Origin of the sequence: Zhongshania aliphaticivorans (genome assembly GCF_001586255.1) — a bacterium.
GTDB lineage: Bacteria > Pseudomonadota > Gammaproteobacteria > Pseudomonadales > Spongiibacteraceae > Spongiibacter > Spongiibacter aliphaticivorans.
The window spans coordinates 3,693,337-3,710,825 of sequence record NZ_CP014544.1 but is presented as its reverse complement, the minus strand read 5'-3'; the positions used below and the strand labels follow the sequence as shown (position 1 = coordinate 3,710,825).

Here is a 17,489-nt window from a genome sequence, read left to right as displayed (position 1 = left end):
TAGGGCTCCGACTTAGATTCAAAATTGCGTGCAGTGAATACCCTCAGGGCTTTCGATCGTCGCTACACACTCATTGCAGTGAGTGCAGCGGCTGACAAAATTGACATCAGCTTGGGCGCGATTCGGTAAATCCGGGTCGCTGAGTAAGCTTCGTCCTAGCTGAATAAAATCAAAGCCAGCGGCCATTAATTGATCGAAGCTGGCACGGCTGCTGGCGCCCCCAACGTAAATCATTTTGCAGTTAACTGCTTCTCGAATGCGCTTGGCCTGCTCTAAAAAATACAGCTCTTTATAGGGGTAATCCTTAAACATCGCCTTGCCCGCTAAGCGCAATATTAAACGCATAACCAAGCTTGGCTCGGTTTTTAGCATGGCAGGTAAAATATTGCCGCCCCGAAACATGATCATCGGGTTCATTGAACTGGTGCCGCCGCTGGTGATAATGCCGTCGATGCCAGCCTTGTCTAAAAGCTTGCTAATTTCCACCGCGTCGTCGTAGTGAAGGCCGCCGCGAACGCCTTCGGTCATGCTGATTTTACCCAGTAGAGGGAAGTCGTCGCCGACGGCCTCCCGCACGGCGGCGAGTACACGCAGTGGTAAGCGCATACGATTTTCAAGGCTGCCGCCGTACTCGTCTTTGCGTTTATTGGTTTTCGGGCTCATAAATTGGCAGAGTCCATAGCCGTGACCGAAATGAATCTCCAGGGCATCAAAGCCCACCGATTTCATGAAAGTCGCTGCGCGGGAGTAACTTGCGACCATGGCATTAATATCACGCACGCTCATTGCATCACAAAACAACATGCCCTGGGCGATACCGAGACCATTGAGACCGAAGCTTGGCCCTAGTGGGCGGCGACGGCTGAGGTGGCGGTTTTTAGAAAAGCCGCCGCAGTAGCCCATTTGCCCAGATACCATGGTGCCGCGCTGGTGTAAGTCGGCAATTAACACGCTGAGCGGGGGGCGAATGCCCTCGTGCATATACATCATATTTTCATTTAAGCGGCCGTCATTTTCCACCGCGCAATACCCCAGAGTGGTCATCGCTATGCCGCCGTCGGCAAGCTCGCCATGAAAGCGATTGAGGGCATCGCTGGGAACGCCGTTTGATGTCATATTCTCGAAGGTGCCCGCCTTAATAAACCGGTTTTTTAACGTTAGGCTGTTTAGCTTAGCGGCTGAGAAGCAGGCGGCTGAAGAGTCGTGGGCAATGGTGTCAGGCATAATAATTATTGTCGTCGTCGAGAATGATATGTAGCTAGGCTACATATCATTCTCTTGGCCAGCAAGTTAAACTTGTGCCATGACTTGAATGCCCATGTAGGCTGTTAAATAGGAAGTTTGTATGCCATGCCCGTATTAAAAGCTACGGCCCGAAAAACCCAATCGCAACGGCGCGAAGAAACCCGCAGTCTGGTCTTGGCGAGCGCGATTACCGTGTTTGCCAACAAAGGTTTCACGGCAACGTCGCTGGAAGATATTGCCACTGACACCGGCCTGACTATTCGCCCGATCTATCATTATTTTGGCAATAAAATTCAATTGTTTGCAGCCGTTGTTGAAGCCCAAGAAAGTCTATTATTAAATCGCCTGCTTGAATTAGACCCCAGTTCGCTGAGTATTTTATATGAAGCGTGGGACTGTTTTATCGATTGCTGCCAGCAGCCGGGCTTTGTGCAAATTGTGCTCGTAGATGGTCCTCATATTTTGGGGCGGGAGCGCCTGGCTAATACCGCAGTGGTTAAACAGGTTCGGGCAATGCTTGTTCAAGGGCAGGGCGGGCTGAAGATAAAGTCCTCGCTTACTAAGCTTGATCAAGAGTTCGCAATGCGGATGTTAGTGGGGAGCTTAACCGAGGCAGCCTTAATGGTCGGAATGAATCCCGACTACGACAGCCGCACTATGATTAAACGCGTGTTCTCACTGTTTTCTAATCATTAATTTAATGCAGATTTTCGCCACAAATAAAAGATTGCCGGTATCACTAGCAGGGTTAATATCACGGCGCTAATCATGCCGCCGACCATGGGTGCAGCCAGCCGGTTCATTATTTCCGAACCGGTGCCGCTGCTCGATAAAATCGGCAGTAGACCCGCGATAGTAGCGCCTGCGGTCATTATGATAGGCCTAACGCGCAGGCCTGCACCGCGAATAATCAGGGACTTTAAGTCCTCATCACTGATGTCTGTGTTGTCCGCGCCTCGCCATGCTTGGTTTAAATACACCAGCATCAGTACACCAATCTCGATCGCAACCCCAGCAAGAGCAATAAAGCCGACACCGCTGGCGACCGAAAAGTTATAGCCCAGCAGGTACATTAGCCACACACTGCCAACCAAGGCCAATGGCAGACTCGCTAGGATAATTGCTACCTCGGTCATCCGCCGAAAATTGAGGTAGAGCAGCACTACAATAATGGCCAAGGTCAGTGGTGCAACATAGCTGAGCTTGGCTTTGGCGCGCGCCATATATTCGTATTGGCCAGCCCACGTTAATGCGTAGCCAGCGGGGAGTGTAAGTTGATCTTTAAGCCGTTGCTGGGCACTGGCGACATAGCTGCCGACATCCACATTGTTTACGTCGATATAGGTCCAGCCATTGATACGCGCATTTTCACTTTTAATACCTGGTGGGCCGCTTTCTATTGCAATAGTCGCAACGTCGCCAAGGGCGATGTATTGGCCATCCGGGGTGATGATGGGCAGCAGGGCTATTTGCTCGGGAGAGTCTCGGTACTCTTGGGGGTAGCGTAAATTAATTGGGTAGCGTTCTCGACCCTCGACTGTTTGCCCTATATTCATGCCGCCAATGGCGGTGCTGATGATCTGTTGGATATCGGCAATATTTAATCCGTAACGTGCGGCCTGTTCGCGCTGGATATCGATGCTCAGATAGCGGCCTCCGGCGACTCTTTCGGAATACACGGAGGTGGTGCCTAGTAGGTCTTGCAGTAAGGTTTCAAGGCGCTGACCAATATCCTGAATAGTTTGTAAATCTGGGCCAGAAACTTTAATACCGACTGGGGTTTTAATGCCGGTGGCCAACATATCAATACGGGTTTTTATTGGCATAACCCAATTGTTCGTTACGCCGGGTAGCTGAACTACCCGATCAAGCTCGGCGCGTAAGTCGTCTTTGCTTAAGCCCGGCCGCCACTCACTCTGAGGATGAAACTGAATATAGGTTTCTATCATGGTGAGCGGGGCGGGATCGGTTGCGGTGTCGGCGCGGCCAATTTTGCCGAACACGGTTTTCACTTCGGGTACCGTGCGAATGAGCTTGTCAGTTTGCTGTAGCAACTCCCGCGCTTTACCGATAGAAATGGCGGGGTAGGTCGTGGGCATATACATTAAGTCGCCCTCGTCGAGGGAGGGCATAAATTCGCTGCCAATCTGGCTAATGGGCCACAGGCTAATCGTGCAGGCAAGAACTGCGAAGCCTAGGGTTTTTTTGGGGTGTTGTAATACTTGGCGGAGCACGGGCAGGTAGCCAGCGATTAAGGCGCGGTTAATAGGGTTTTTATTTTCGGCTAAAATCTTACCGCGAATAAAATAGCCCATTAATACTGGCACCAAGGTAATCGCCAAAATTGCCGAGGCCGCCATGGCATAGGTTTTGGTATAGGCCAGTGGCGAGAACATACGGCCCTCTTGGGCCTCTAAAGTAAACACCGGTACAAAACTTACGGTAATGATTAGCAGGCTAAAGAAAAGCGCTGGGCCAACCTCGGCGGCGGATTGGCCTACAATCTGCCAGCGATTTTCTGGGGTCAGTGGCGTGTCTTGAATATGTTTGTGCATGTTTTCAATCATGACAATGGCACCGTCAATCATCGCGCCAATGGCAATGGCAATCCCCCCCAAGGACATGATGTTGGCGTTAATTCCCTGCACTTTCATCACGATAAAGGCAGCTAAAATAGCCACAGGCAAGCTGATGATGGCCACTAAAGCTGAACGCACATGCATTAAAAATACTATGCAGATTACGGCGACCATGATTAATTCTTCAAGCAGCTTGTGGGTCAAGTTTTTCACCGAACGCTCGATGAGCGCAGATCGGTCATGCACGGTGACGATTTCTACACCGGCTGGCAGGCCACTTTTTAATGTCTCAAGCTTGGCCTTTACCCCAGCGATGGTTTTCTGGGCATTTTCGCCGAAGCGCATGACTATTACGCCACCGACGGTTTCACCCTCGCCATTGAGTTCGGCAATGCCCCTGCGCATTTGCGGGCCAAGGTGTATGTTGGCAACATGCTTGAGTAGCAGCGGCGAGCCGTTTACAGATTGGCCTAGTGGAATATTGCCGAGGTCGTCGACACTGCGGATATAACCGCTGGCGCGAATAATATACTCGGCTTCACTCATTTCGATCACCGAGGCGCCGACTTCCTGATTGCCGCGCTGAATCGCCATTTGAATATGGGCGAGGGGGATGTTGTAGGCGCGTAATTTGTGCGGGTCTACTTCTACCTGATACTGCTTAACCATGCCGCCAATCGTGGCGACCTCAGAGACCCCTGCAACAGTTTGTAATTCGTATTTTAAAAACCAATCCTGCAGGCTGCGCAGCTGACTGATGTCGTGCTGGCCCGTCGGGTCAGTCAGGGCGTAAAGATAAATCCAGCCAACACCGGTGGCGTCGGGGCCGAGTTGTGGCCTCGCGGTGGCGGGCAAATTGGGGCTGACTTGGCTCAGGTATTCCAGTACCCGACTACGTGCCCAGTAGGGGGCGGTGTCTTCATCAAAAATAATATAGACATAGGAGTCGCCAAAAAACGAAAAGCCCCGCACCGTCACTGCGCCGGGTACTGCCAACATAGCGCTGGACAGCGGGTAAGTAACTTGATCTTCAACCACTTGCGGGGCTTGCCCAGGGTAGCTTGTTTTAATAATGACCTGAACGTCAGACAGGTCGGGAATAGCGTCGACAGGGGTAGTTTTAACGGCGTACAGACCTGCGCCAATTAAAATTGCGGTGGCAAGTAGGATGAAAAAACGATTCGCCACCGACCAGTAAATAATGCGGCTAATCATGGCGTAACCTTTGCCGATGGCGCGTTGCTGTGATTCATGCGTATAAAATCAGAATCTTTGCTGGATTCCGAATCTAATAAAAATTGCGCGGAAACAACTACCTCGTCGTTGGCCTCAATACCGTGAATGATTTCGGCCTCGCGGTCATTGAATTTTCCCGTTTTGACGGCAACGGCCTTAAAGCGGCCATTGCCTAAAGCGAGTACTACGCGGTTTTGCTCGCTACTGCGAATGACAGCTTCTTTGGGAATGATCACGCTTTTGGTGTTTGCTTGCTGAGTTAAATTAACGCGGGCAAACATATTAGGTTTAAGTATGCGTGTATCGTTGTCGATCTTCAGGCGGAGTCGTTGGCTACGATTAACCTCGCTCAGTGTTGGGTAAATATACTCTACGGCGGCGGACCAAGTGCGATTGGGAATACCATCAATACTTAGGCTTGCTTGATCGCCAATGGCAATGCTGCTGCTCTGACCGCCAATAATGTCGGCTATAGCCCACACTGAATCCAAGGTGGCGATGGTGGCGATGGCCTTGCCGGGCGCGACGTAATCGCCTTCACGAATATTGAGTTCACTGAGCACACCGGAGCGCGGCGCCAAGAGGGTAATACTGTGCAAGGCGGTACGAGTGCGCTTAATTTCATTAATTATTGAAGGGGCAATTTCTAAGTTAAGCAAGCGTTGCTCGGCGCTCATGCTCAGTTCCTGATTGTTGCGCTCTAGTGCCATCAGAAACTGTTCTTGGGCGGTAACCAGAGCTGGAGAGTAAAGTGTATAAAGTGGCTCTCCTGCGGTGACGGTATCACCCTCTGCGTGGGCGTAGAGTTTTTGTACCCAGCCCTCGACCCGTGGCTGGACACGTTGAAGTTGATCTTCATTAAACTGAATAGTTGCTGGTGCAGTGATGGTTTGGGTGAATTCCCCGTAGCGGGCTTGTGCGGTTCGCACCCCTAAGTTATTAATAACATCAGCAGCAATTGTGACAGTGCCGGGGCTGTTTTTGTTGGCGCTGCTGTCGGCGTAGACCGGTAGTAAGTCCATGCCCATTGGCGACTTCCCGGGGGCAGCACGGCGAAAGTCGGGGTCCATGGGCGCGACCCAATACAGCGGTTCGGGTGGTGAGTCACCTGCCGTGCTGCTTATTGCTGATGTGGTTTGCGGCGCAATAATATACACGCCCAGTAAGGCGCCGAGTAAAACGCCACCGCAAACTGAAATAATAAAAATATTTTTACTGCTACTCATGGTGTTCTCCGGCGAGTAGGTAAGCGATGTTAACGCTGGTTTTCTGGCGGTCAATACGGAGGTTGAGCGCGTCAATGTCGACGTTGAGCGCATCAATCTGGGCTTGGATCACCTCCCTAAAGTCACCTTTATCATTTTGGTAGGCGTTTAGGTTGACGCTGACTTGCTTCCTGGCTTCGCGCAATAAGCGGCTGTTATAAAGTGTTAGGCGTTCGTCAATGCCTTGAAGCCGGTTGAACTGGGTTTTTAAATTGGCCATCATTTTGCGTAGAAGTAAGGCCTTGTCGGTGCGATTGGCCTCGGCGCGGGCTTGGGCGGCGCTCAAGTTTTGATCTTGGCGCTTGGCGGTAAACAGGGGCAGGTCGACACTCACTCCGATTGAAAATAAATCGGCGCGATCATTGCCCAATGGGTCATCTGCCCGGTGTGCATACTTAGCATTTACGGCCCACTCGGCTTTGTACTGCTCTCGGCGCAGGGCGACGTCGCTTTGTGCGACGGCAATTGTTTGTTCAATAGCACGAATCGCTGGGTGGGCCTGGAGTGCGGAGGTTAGGCGACGATCCTTGATATCTCGAATGCGAATATCGCGAAAAGTGTCGGTGCTGAACGCCGTAATTGCTTCTGTGCCAAGCCACTCGCTAAGTTGATCACGTGCGGTATCTCGCTGTTGTTGTAACATGAGTAGCCGATCATCCAGACGGCTGAGTGCGAGCTCTGCGCTAATGATGTCCTGTTGTCCAGCCCTGGCAAGTCCTGCACCGTAGTTGCTGCGGCTCAGTGTCAGTAACTGTTCGAAGAGCGGGCGGGTACGTTCAATTAAGGCCATGCTCTGCTCCGCGCGATAACCCTCTAGCCATAGTTGGCTGACGGTAACGGCCACCTTAGCTCGGCGATCTGCGCGTAACATGGCTTGCTGCTGACTTAATTGTCGTTTTTGCGTGCTCATGAGCAAGCGGCTATCCCCTCGCGGCAGCCGCTGGGTAAAACCAATACTCGTCTGTGTCATGCCCTCCTGTCGAATATCGAAGCTGTCGGTGGGTAAGTTTGCGGCGCCAAAGCTCAGGATTGGGTCCGGCAGGGTAGATGCCGAGATTGCTTCGGCAGCCAGCGCACTTTCCCTGAGCTGGCTGCCTTGTTGCCAGGGGTCGTTGGCCTGGGCAAGCTGAATGGCGCGGTCTAGGCTGAGGCCTGCCGCCGCGCCAGATATGAGCAGGCACAGGCTAGCTAACGCCACTTGGTGGCGACGTCGATTTGCGCTGCCCATTACTGTTGCGCTTTGCTATTAATGGTGGCGTACACCTCGGTGTTGCCGTTGTCTAATAGCAGCAAAATGTCATAGGGCTGAAAGCCGCGACCCATGTCCATACCGGGGCTGCCCATGGGCATGTTTGCGACAATCAAGCCACGGGCGCCGCTGGGCTTTTCGGCTAAAAACTGGGTGATATAGCGAGCTGGGATATGGCCTTCAAACACAAAGCCGTCACTAGAGACTGAAGTGTGGCAGGCTTGCAAACCGACGGGAATGCCAAGCTCCGCTTTTAGGCCATTGAGGTTTACATGGTTTTGAACCGTGGTGGTGAAACCGTGCTGCTGGGCATGCTCGATCCAGACGCCACAGCAGCCGCAGTTGGGATTTTTGTGTACTGATAATGCCGTGCTAGGTGCAAGCTGGGGTGTTGCAGCTGCAGTTTCAGCCTGGCTATAGGTGCTTATTGCGGCACCGATTACAAAAAGAAACAGATAGGCTTTAAGTTTAGAAATAGTCATGATCGCTCCGCGATAAACATAGCTTTTAAATCAATAAACCAAGGCGGGCATATAGACGTGTTGATGCTGTCGTGCTCTTGGTCGATTAACAGAAATTAGCGCGACAAATAGGCGCAATTGTCCTGTGTTAGCTGTATATGGGCGGGCGGTACAGGCTGGGGCGTGGGGCGGGTTTGGGGTGCCGAAGGCTAAATTGGGCGAGAGTCAGTGATGTTGAATGAATGCCAATCACACTACTGTTAGTCAGTAGTGCAGCGGTGGCGCAACTACTTTTCGGGCAGTCGCTTTGCTGGGTGTCGCAGCAGTTGTGACTGGTGTCGCTCAGTGTCGGTGTGACTGTGGGATGGGCCATGTCCATGTTGCTGTGATCGGCAGGCATCATTAGCGCAGACGGTGAAGTCATATCCATCTGTTCTGGGCAGGGTGCGTAGGCATAGGCATAGGACTGAGCTAGTAAACTCAGTAACAGCAAAATAATATGTAAATGCTTGGTTAGCCTATGTGTCATCTAGGTAGCTACAGCCAAATGCGTAGGGGTAGTTCAGCTATTCTCGACTTGCTTTGCCAGCGCGTCAAGCTAGTGGCGCTTCTTCCACAACCGATATCAGTCGATAAACCACCTGCCCTGCCTTTTTCTCTTTGTCGATTTGCCAATTGGCGGGTAAGGCGGGTAGCGCCTCGTCGCTGGCGGTTTCTATATATATCTGGGTGTGGGGCTTAAGGGCGTGGCGAGCTAGGGTGCCGATAACCGGCGCGAGCAAGTCCAAGTGAAATGGTGGGTCCAGAAAAATAATATTGTAGCTCTGCGCGCTTTTGTTCAGAAATGCTAAGGCTTCTTTGCTGTGCACCGTGGCGTGGGGGCAGCGCAAATTCTCAAGCTGCTGGCGTATTTGCTGGCAGCTGTTGCGATCTGTATCGACAAAGTCGCAGTGTGCGGCATAGCGCGATAGCGCCTCGAGCCCCAATGCCCCAGAACCGGCAAATAAATCGAGGCAACGGGCGCCGTGAATAGTGGGGTTAAGCCAGTTAAACAGGGTTTCGCGTATGCGGTCACTGGTCGGCCGCAGACCCGCGGCGCCCTCAAAATCGAGCTTGCGGCTGCGCCACTGGCCACCGATGATTCTCAAGCTGCCTTGTTGGCGGGTGCTTGTGGTCGTTTGGGGGCCTGAATTGCGGGGGGCTTTGGGCATGGTGTTTCCGGTGCCAGTTACTCAGAGAAATGGTAGGATACGGCTTTTATTTATACTGTAAACCTTAACGGAATATAAATACCCGCATGACAGAGAATTCAAAGCTGCCCGAGATCGAAGCCGAAGTCGTCAAGAAGGGCTTATTCGCCCGCTTTAAGGAGTCTTTTGTCGGCTCAGAAGAAGATCAGGCGGCGCTGGCGGCGGCGGAAGGCTTTATCGACGATAAAGAAATCGCGCCTTGGCAACACCTGGAATTAACGCCAGAAGAGCAGGCCTCCCTGCTGGTGCGTTTCCGCGAAGGCCTGAGTAAGACCGGCGCCCAGTTGGGCGAGGGCATGGCCAATCTTTTTCTCGGTCGTAAAGAGATCGACGACGAGCTCCTCGAAGAGATTGAAACCCATTTGCTGATGGCCGATGTTGGAGTGGATGCCACTCAAGAGATTATTGGCAATCTCACCCGGCGGGTCTCTCGTAAAGAATTGGATAACCCTGAAACGCTCTACGTCGCTCTGCAAGAAGAATTGAGTACTTTGCTAGCGGCTGCCGAAGAAGAATTGGTGATTCCCGACGGCCCCGGCCCCTACGTCATTCTTATGGTCGGGGTTAACGGCGTGGGCAAAACCACCACTATTGGTAAGCTGGCCAAGCAATTTCAAGCTGGTGGCCGTTCTGTCATGCTTGCGGCGGGCGATACCTTCCGCGCGGCAGCGGTAGAGCAGCTGCAGGTGTGGGGCGAACGCAATGAGGTGCCGGTCATTGCCCAGCACACTGGCGCTGATAGCGCCTCGGTGTTATTCGATGCGCTGCAAGCCGCCAAGTCGCGTAAAGTCGATATTTTGATTGCGGACACCGCAGGCCGTTTGCACAATAAAGACAATTTGATGGAAGAGCTGAAGAAGGTGGTGCGCGTGCTGAAGAAGCTCGACCCCGAGGCGCCCCATGAGGTCATGCTCGTGCTAGATGCGGGGACTGGTCAAAATGCCTTAGCGCAAGCTAAGCATTTTCAGGAGGCGGTCGGCGTGACCGGCCTGACCTTGACCAAGCTGGACGGCACTGCCAAGGGCGGCATTGTGTTTGCGATAAGCAAGCAGCTGGGCATTCCTATTCGCTTCATTGGGGTCGGCGAAGGTATTTTAGATCTGCGTCCCTTCCGCGCCTCAGAGTTTGTTGGCGCCTTATTTGGCTGGACACAAAAACAGCAATGATTCAATTTGATCAAGTCAGCAAACGCTACGAAGGCGGTCATGAGGCACTCACCGATGTGAGTTTTCATATTCCCCGTGGCGAAATGCGGTTTTTAACCGGCCATAGCGGCGCCGGAAAAAGCACCTTGCTGAAGCTGATTATGGTGATGGAGCGCGCCAGCACCGGCCAAGTTATTGTTGGTGGGCGCAATCTGTCGAAGTTGGCGGTGCGTCATATTCCCGAAGTGCGCCGGGAAGTGGGCGTGGTATTCCAAAACCACCAATTATTATTTGATCGCAGCGTATATGACAATGTTGCGTTACCACTGATTATTGCTGGCTACGGTCATCGTGACGTGGGCCGCCGTGTTCGCGCCGCGCTGGACAAGGTGGGCTTGCTGGATAAAGAGCGTAAAAATCCTGTTACCTTGTCTGGTGGCGAGCAGCAGCGGGTGGGTATTGCTCGGGCGGTAGTGAATAAACCGGCCTTATTGCTGGCCGATGAGCCCACCGGTAACCTTGACCCCCAGCTCTCGGCTGAAATTATGCATTTGTTTGAGCAGTTCAAGCAGGTTGGTGTCACGGTATTAATTGCAAGCCACGACTTAGCGTTGATCGCTCGAATGCCTTATCGCTTACTCACCCTGCGCAATGGTCGCCTCGTTACCGCAGGAGGGGCCGATAATGGCCCAGAATAAGCTTAATAAACGGCGCTTGGGGCAATTACAGTCGCCCGCCGCCCGCAAAGACGTTAAGGGCGCGCGCCGCCATAAAACGGGCTTGCGTGATCGTCTTGCCAGCTACCGCAGCCATCATCGCCAAGTTGCGCTGGACAGTTTGCAGCGTCTATTACGTCGTCCGGCGGCAAGCTTATTAACCAGCTTGGTCATTGCCATTGCACTTGCACTGCCGACGAGCCTGTATATTGGCTTGAATAATATCGAGGCGGTAAGCAGTGGTTGGGAGGGCGCGGCCCGCATCTCTTTGTTTTTAAAGCCCCATGTGTCCGCGAGTCAGGCCGAGAATCTGCGACGCAGCATTGCCGCCCGCGACGGGGTGCAGAGCACTGAATATATCTCGCCGGAGGCCGCGTTGGCGGAGTTTCGCGCCAGTTCAGGCTTCGGCGATGTACTTGACCAATTAGACAGCAACCCTCTGCCGGGCTTGATTGTGGTGACTCCTCGTGAGGCCAATATTTCGGCGGCTGCGGTAACCGAGCTTCAGGAGGCTTTGGCAAAGTTGCCCGAAGTTGAACTCGCCAAGCTCGATATGGCGTGGCTGCAGCGCTTAAATCAAATTACCGAGTTGGGGCGTCGGCTAACGCTCGCGCTGGCGGGGATACTCGCGGTAGGTGTATTGCTGATTATTGGCAATACCATTAAATTAGCTATAGAAAGTCGGCGCAGTGAGATCTTGGTCGTAAAGTTAGTTGGTGGCACCAATGCCTTTGTACGTCGGCCCTTTCTGTATACCGGCTTTTGGTATGGCTTGAGTGGTGGGTTGGCGGCGTGGGTCTTGGTGCAAAGTGGCCTGTTATGGCTGCGGGCGCCTATTGCTGAATTGTCGGTGTCGTATCAAAGTGATTTTCAGCTTTTGGGTTTAGGCGTGCTCGACAGTCTATTGTTGTGGCTGTTTGCGGGTGGTCTAGGATTGCTGGGTGCCTGGCTGGTGGTTGGGCGAGAGTTGCGGGCGATTGAACCGCAATAAGTGTTTATTTTAGTAAATCATGCAAAGGAGTGTGTTGATGAAAACGTATTTTGCTTGTTCCCTAATGATTCTACTGTTAACCGCATGCGCGGTGCCGGGTAGTAAATCTGGCGATGAGGTGGCGGTACAGCCACCCGCTGAGGGCAACGTAACAGCGAATATCGAGACCGAGAGCTGTCCGGGCGACAACGCACTCCCCGCTGACGTGGCGGCGCAGTTTGAAGCCGTAGACGACCCAGCGCTGCTCGCCTCTGTGCTGGGGGCGCCCATGGCGGGAATGCTGTGTCAGGGTAAGGTTTATCAGCTTAAGGCGGGTGCTGAACTCACTATTTACCGCGCATGGAATAGCAGCAACCCAAATAGTCGCCTAGGCAAGTGGTGGGCGTTTAGTAGCCCTACCGGGAAAACGGCCCAATACCGCAGCGATTATGAAATTTGCTATCAATGGTCGCCTCTCGATAAGTTAGTTCACTGTAAGTTGAGTGGGGGTGTTAAGGTGGTGGTTGGCACTGGCCAGAGTGCCAAATGTTCAGACTATTTGAGTTACCCCGCGTCTGCCGCCAAGCAAATTTATATCGACAATGCCGCCGAAGCGGTTATGAACTGTCAAGAATATGACGGCGTTTTTCAGTGGCAGGCAGTGAAAAACTAAATGGCTTAGTATTGGTGCTAATTAGCGCGCAATCCTGCGTATCATCAGCTTTTGAGCGCAGGGACTTGAACTTTGATTAGTTTGGGACTCTAATAAGCATCAGTGTTTTTTTATCCAAGTATTTAGGAGGAGTGCAATGAGCACCCATCTACAGCCGATACAACAGCTTGTACCGGGTGGCGATCTCTCTGCATATATTCAGTCGGTTGGTCGTATTCCGGTGCTCAGCGCCGAACGCGAACGTGAATTAGCCGAAGATCTCTTCTACCATGAAAGTGTTGAAGCTGCTCGCCAGTTGGTTATGTCCCATCTGCGCTTTGTGGTTCATATAGCTAAAAGTTATAACGGTTACGGTTTGCCCCAGGCCGACCTGATTCAAGAAGGAAATGTTGGCCTCATGAAGGCCGTTAAGCGCTTTGATCCCGAAAAAGGTGTGCGCTTAGTGTCGTTTGCCGTTCATTGGATCAAGGCTGAAATTCACGAATACGTGCTGCGCAATTGGCGTATTGTGAAAATCGCCACTACCAAAGCTCAGCGCAAACTGTTCTTTAATCTGCGCCGTGCTAAAAAAGAGCTATCTTGGCTGAATAACGACGAAGTTAACGCCGTTGCCGCTGATCTGGGCGTGGATGTGGCAGAAGTACGCCGCATGGAAGGCCGCCTAAGCTCGGTGGACGTAGGCTTTGATGCCGATACCGACGACGAACGCGGCCCAGTTGCGCCAGTACACTATTTAGAAGACCACAGTGCTGATCCTGCTTTGTTATTGGAGTCAGATAACCAAGAAGAGAGTAATCACCAGCACCTGAGTGTGGCCTTGGCCGACCTCGATGAGCGCAGCCGCGATATTTTGCAAAGCCGCTGGCTGACAGACAATAAGGCTACCCTGCACGACTTGGCTGATCGCTATAGTGTGTCTGCCGAGCGTATTCGCCAGCTCGAGCAAGCGGCAATGAAAAAGTTGCGCGCGGTAATGGAGGCGTAAACGCCGTCACCACGACACTAATATCGCTCTAAGCCCCGCACAGCGGGGCTTTTTCGTATTTCATAACGCATTTCTGAATAATTCCTGTTCTCCGTCTTTCTTTGCAAGAGGTTTCCGTCATCATTAGGTTTCGGTGCTTTTGAATCGTGGCGGACATCCGTACAATAGCGGCTTTAAATGCAGGTGGGGCGCAATGGCTTCGTTAACGGTTTTTATGGCGGCAATGCTTGGCTTCCTTGCGGTAGCATTAGGTGCCTTTGGTGCCCACGGGCTTAAGGCCAGCTTGTCGACCGAAATGATGGCGGTTTACCAAACGGCCGTGCAATATCATTTTTACCACTGCTTGGCATTACTGGTGGTGGGCCTGTTGATGCACAGTGGTGTGCAGCACCTCTCGTTGCGCATCGCGGCGGTTTTGTTCTTTCTCGGGGTGTTGGTATTCAGCGGTAGCCTCTACGCGCTGGCGATCACCGAAATTAAAATTCTTGGCGCCATAACCCCTATTGGTGGCCTGATGTTCTTAATAGCGTGGGCCTGCTTGGCCTATTCAGCGTGGAAAACAATGTAATGACTGAGCAAGCGGCTCCGATGCGTCGTCGGATAAAAAGCTTTGTACTGCGCACAGGGCGGATGACCGACGGTCAAAAGCGCGCCTACGATATCAATTTTAAAACGCTGGGTTTAAAGCGCGCCAACGGCCCCGTGGACTTTGCCGACGTATTTGGCCGCCAAGCACCGACGGTACTTGAAATTGGCTTTGGTATGGGCGACTCCCTCGCCGAAATGGCCATTCAAGCGCCCGAATTGAATTTTGTCGGTATTGAAGTGCATACCCCCGGTGTTGGTCGCCTGATGTACCTGAGTGATCAAGCGGGGCTGGCGAATCTGCGGGCCTATTGCGACGACGCCGTTGAAGTGCTCGCCCACTGTATTCCGGACAATAGCCTCAGCCGTATTCAAGTCTATTTTCCTGACCCTTGGCATAAAGCGCGCCACCAAAAGCGACGTTTAATCCAAGCTGAGTTTGTACAGGTGTTGCGCAGTAAATTAGAAGTGGGCGGTGTGCTTCACCTCGCTACTGACTGGGAAAATTATGCCGAGCACATGATGGCGGTGATGAGTACTGCGCAAGGCTACCAAAACAACGCCGGTCCCCAGCAGTATTCATCTAAACCCGATTTTCGCCCTAGCACCAAGTTTGAAAAGCGCGGTGAACAATTGGGGCACGGAGTATGGGACTTGTTGTTTTCTAAGGTCAGCTAGTTTCCTGGAGCGGGCGCGGACTGCTTGGCGGCGCTGCTTACCTCCTAATCACATTCTGCAGCCAACATTTCTGCGACGGCTTGTTGCATTAAATCCCATTGGCTAAATAGCATTATTCTGCGGCCATGCTCGGTGGCGGGGATGTCCGCTGCCTTAATTCGCCAAAACCGCAGGTGTACGGTGGTGTTCATCCAGCTGCCATTAAACAGATTGGCGAAATTTGCCGAACCCTCAAACCCACTGTGAGCCAAAAACAATAGATCTTTGTCTGGCGCGCCTTTCATTAAAGCCAGGGCGCCAGCAGGCCTTATAGGGAGTAAGTTTGGCCAGGACTCCGCGCGCTGCAGTGCCTCGTCATCGCCCTTGTCAGCAAGCAATTTTAAAACACGCTGCCGTTTTGCATCTGAAAAACGGGTACCTTCCATATAAATAACCAAGCTGTCTTGGTCGGTGGCGCTGGCAGCGAGGGTTTCTAGTTCAGCGAGCTCTGGCCCCATATCTTCGGCCACGCGATTTAGAAAGACATTGGCTAGACGGTTACCGACAATATCTAAACAGGGGTCTAGCAATAGCTCCCGCTTCAGCACGTAGCTCACCCTAAGTTGCTTTGCTTTAGCATAAAACGAGACAGGTAATATGGTGTCACCAATACTCGTGTGGCGAGGCAGTACGATAGCCGCAGGCCCCGCTAGAGCGTCTTCGCCCTCAATAACAAAATGAAGTCGGAATAATTTTTCAGCACTGCGGCGCAATGTGTCTGCCCACCAAAATTGCAGTGCGCTATTGGCAGATAAATAGTTTTGCTGGGACGTGGTTAATACGATGTGTTGTAGCCATAACCAGCCGCTAGCCATAATTCCCGCTATTTCACAAAGCAAGAATAGACAAATAAAGCTCAGGCAACGCAAGCTCGAATGGGCGGCGTTCAAGACCAATCCTAATGCCCAAAATAGCGGCAGCCAAAGCGGTGCTAGAGCTAAGAGTATTACCGCGAATAAAAAGATGAGGGAAATTGACAGCAATCGCCGGGCAAGTGTGTGATGGGTAAGCCATATCATTAACGAATTACTCTATTCTTTTGAATATTATCGCCGCGGCCAAAGTAGGCTTGCTGTGGCGCAGAGCCACAAGCTCCAATTCTCGCCGTTTATAGCGCCTTCATTGGTCGTATGACCTACGCTATTTTCAGTATAGTGTGCGATAGCGCCGGAGGTAAGTTTTTGGATGCGAGAATATCGCCCGCAGACACGGTAAGCCGGTATGATGTGGTCTTTGGTGGTCGCGTTTACGGACGTCTGCTGACATGTATTTGAATAATGTGATTTTGCTTAAGTAATAGGAAGGAATTGAATGACAAAGGCGTTTGAAGCACTGAGTTTTCCCTGCGGTAAAGCGATGGCAAATAGGATGGTGTTGGCGCCGCTCACTAATACACAAAGCGAGGCGGACGGTCGCCTAAGCAGGGACGAAATCCATTGGCTGGCTATGCGTGCAAAGGGTGGATTCGGTTTAACGATGACTGCCGCTGCCCATGTTAATGTCCTGGGGCAGGGTTTTCCCGGCCAGCTTGGCATTTTTAGTGACGAACATTTGCCTGGCTTGACGACATTGGCAGAAAAAATAAAGGCGCAGGGCAGTCTTGCCGTAGTACAGCTTCATCACGCGGGGTTTCGTGCGCCCAGAGAGTTGATCGGTGATATGCCAGTGGCACCGTCACCATCGGAGAAATTTGGCGCCAGAGGCTTGAGTCACGGTGAAGTCCAAAGTTTGGTAGAGGACTTTATTCGCGGTGCCGAGCGCGCCAAGAAAGCTGGGTTTGACGGCATAGAAATCCACGGTGCCCATAATTATATTATTTGCCAGTTTTTAAGTGCCGAGTTTAATCGCCGCACCGATGAATACGGCGGTTCTCTGAAGAACCGCAGCAAGGTCTTGTTCGACATCATTAGCGGAATCCGCAAGCGTTGTGGTCAGGGCTTTTTGATCGGCGTACGGCTGTCACCTGAGCGTCATGGTATTCCTTTGAGTGAGGCTGTTGAAACCGCAAAGGCGTTGTTCGCCGCGCAAGAAATCGACTTTCTCGATATTTCTGCATGGAATGTTTTCAAAGAGCCCGCAGAAACTGCCTTCCAAGGGCGTAGCTTACTGTCGTATTTTTGCGAGCTCGATCGCGGCGAAATTCGTTTGGGGGCGGCAGGCAAGGTATATAGCCCTGAGGATATTTATTACTGTTTTGAGCAGGGCTTAGATTTTGCACTGCTCGGGCGCGCTGCCATGTTGCACCACAATTATCCGAATTTACTCCGCGATAATGCGAGCTTTATGCCCAAGCGCACGCCGGTGAGCCGCGAACACTTATTGGCAGAAGGCTTGAGCGAACAATTCCTCGAATACATTAGCAGTATGTGGCCCGATTTCATTTCGGCGTAATCGAGTCGCAGCAGTATTTAAT

The 17,489-nt window shown here is 52.2% G+C and carries 17 protein-coding genes; 9 read left to right on the top strand and 8 right to left on the bottom strand.

The features are described from left to right. Positions 1 to 18 precede the first annotated feature (18 nt). Complete coding sequence (locus AZF00_RS16470; RefSeq protein ID WP_062384253.1) at positions 19 to 1,224, bottom strand: NADH:flavin oxidoreductase; 1,206 nt, start codon at positions 1,222 to 1,224, stop codon at positions 19 to 21. A gap of 126 nt (positions 1,225 to 1,350) precedes the next feature. Here AZF00_RS16470 and AZF00_RS19850 point away from each other — a divergent pair, with 126 nt between their 5' ends. Further along, the gene (locus AZF00_RS19850) at positions 1,351 to 1,941 is read left to right on the top strand and encodes a TetR/AcrR family transcriptional regulator (RefSeq protein ID WP_062384250.1); all 591 of its coding nucleotides are present in this window, start codon (positions 1,351 to 1,353) and stop codon (positions 1,939 to 1,941) included. Here the strand turns inward: AZF00_RS19850 and AZF00_RS16460 are convergent. The 6 genes from AZF00_RS16460 to rsmD all read right to left on the bottom strand — a co-directional run bounded on the left by AZF00_RS16460 (position 1,938) and on the right by rsmD (position 9,246). Next, positions 1,938 to 5,039 carry an efflux RND transporter permease subunit gene (locus tag AZF00_RS16460; protein WP_062384247.1) on the bottom strand — a complete coding sequence of 1,034 codons (3,102 nt, stop codon included), beginning with the start codon at positions 5,037 to 5,039 and terminating at the stop codon, positions 1,938 to 1,940. The two genes, AZF00_RS19850 and AZF00_RS16460, sit on opposite strands and share 4 nt — an antisense overlap. After that, entirely contained in the window at positions 5,036 to 6,286 is a 1,251-nt protein-coding gene (locus tag AZF00_RS16455; protein WP_062384244.1) for an efflux RND transporter periplasmic adaptor subunit, read from the bottom strand. Before AZF00_RS16455 ends, AZF00_RS16460 begins: the two co-directional genes overlap by 4 nt. Continuing rightward, positions 6,279 to 7,553: a TolC family protein gene (locus AZF00_RS16450; RefSeq protein ID WP_062384239.1), complete on the bottom strand. Its 1,275-nt coding sequence runs from the start codon at positions 7,551 to 7,553 to the stop codon at positions 6,279 to 6,281. The genes AZF00_RS16455 and AZF00_RS16450 overlap by 8 nt, the downstream gene beginning before the upstream one ends. Further along, positions 7,553 to 8,056, bottom strand: a complete 504-nt coding sequence (locus AZF00_RS16445; protein WP_062384236.1) for a DUF411 domain-containing protein — start codon at positions 8,054 to 8,056, stop codon at positions 7,553 to 7,555. Before AZF00_RS16445 ends, AZF00_RS16450 begins: the two co-directional genes overlap by 1 nt. 127 nt (positions 8,057 to 8,183) lie before the next feature. Beyond that, positions 8,184 to 8,564: a hypothetical protein gene (locus tag AZF00_RS19380; RefSeq protein WP_040804010.1), complete on the bottom strand. Its 381-nt coding sequence runs from the start codon at positions 8,562 to 8,564 to the stop codon at positions 8,184 to 8,186. A gap of 64 nt (positions 8,565 to 8,628) precedes the next feature. Beyond that, complete coding sequence (rsmD, locus tag AZF00_RS16440) at positions 8,629 to 9,246, bottom strand: 16S rRNA (guanine(966)-N(2))-methyltransferase RsmD (RefSeq protein WP_008252276.1); 618 nt, start codon at positions 9,244 to 9,246, stop codon at positions 8,629 to 8,631. Between the two features lie 86 nt (positions 9,247 to 9,332). Between rsmD and ftsY the strand changes: the two genes are divergently transcribed. The 7 genes from ftsY to trmB all read left to right on the top strand — a co-directional run bounded on the left by ftsY (position 9,333) and on the right by trmB (position 15,037). Next, complete coding sequence (gene ftsY, locus AZF00_RS16435) at positions 9,333 to 10,451, top strand: signal recognition particle-docking protein FtsY (protein ID WP_008252274.1); 1,119 nt, start codon at positions 9,333 to 9,335, stop codon at positions 10,449 to 10,451. After that, the gene (ftsE, locus tag AZF00_RS16430) at positions 10,448 to 11,128 is read left to right on the top strand and encodes a cell division ATP-binding protein FtsE (RefSeq protein WP_008252272.1); all 681 of its coding nucleotides are present in this window, start codon (positions 10,448 to 10,450) and stop codon (positions 11,126 to 11,128) included. Before ftsY ends, ftsE begins: the two co-directional genes overlap by 4 nt. Next, positions 11,115 to 12,137: a permease-like cell division protein FtsX gene (gene ftsX, locus AZF00_RS16425; RefSeq protein ID WP_008252270.1), complete on the top strand. Its 1,023-nt coding sequence runs from the start codon at positions 11,115 to 11,117 to the stop codon at positions 12,135 to 12,137. The genes ftsE and ftsX overlap by 14 nt, the downstream gene beginning before the upstream one ends. Before the next feature lie 37 nt (positions 12,138 to 12,174). Then, the gene (locus AZF00_RS16420; RefSeq protein ID WP_008252268.1) at positions 12,175 to 12,789 is read left to right on the top strand and encodes a hypothetical protein; all 615 of its coding nucleotides are present in this window, start codon (positions 12,175 to 12,177) and stop codon (positions 12,787 to 12,789) included. A 136-nt stretch (positions 12,790 to 12,925) separates the two neighbouring features. Further along, a complete protein-coding gene (gene rpoH, locus AZF00_RS16415; protein WP_008252266.1) occupies positions 12,926 to 13,774 on the top strand; it encodes an RNA polymerase sigma factor RpoH in 849 nt (282 codons plus the stop codon). A gap of 193 nt (positions 13,775 to 13,967) precedes the next feature. After that, positions 13,968 to 14,342, top strand: a complete 375-nt coding sequence (locus AZF00_RS16410; RefSeq protein WP_008252263.1) for a DUF423 domain-containing protein — start codon at positions 13,968 to 13,970, stop codon at positions 14,340 to 14,342. Then, positions 14,342 to 15,037, top strand: coding sequence for a tRNA (guanosine(46)-N7)-methyltransferase TrmB (trmB, locus tag AZF00_RS16405; protein ID WP_062384233.1), 696 nt, complete (start codon positions 14,342 to 14,344; stop codon positions 15,035 to 15,037). Before AZF00_RS16410 ends, trmB begins: the two co-directional genes overlap by 1 nt. 44 nt (positions 15,038 to 15,081) lie before the next feature. Here the strand turns inward: trmB and AZF00_RS16400 are convergent, their stop codons facing one another. Continuing rightward, positions 15,082 to 15,966, bottom strand: a complete 885-nt coding sequence (locus tag AZF00_RS16400; protein ID WP_197465675.1) for a 1-acyl-sn-glycerol-3-phosphate acyltransferase — start codon at positions 15,964 to 15,966, stop codon at positions 15,082 to 15,084. Positions 15,967 to 16,387: 421 nt separating this feature from the next. Here AZF00_RS16400 and AZF00_RS16390 point away from each other — a divergent pair, with 421 nt between their 5' ends. Further along, positions 16,388 to 17,467 carry an NADH:flavin oxidoreductase gene (locus AZF00_RS16390; RefSeq protein ID WP_062384223.1) on the top strand — a complete coding sequence of 360 codons (1,080 nt, stop codon included), beginning with the start codon at positions 16,388 to 16,390 and terminating at the stop codon, positions 17,465 to 17,467. Positions 17,468 to 17,489 lie beyond the last annotated feature (22 nt).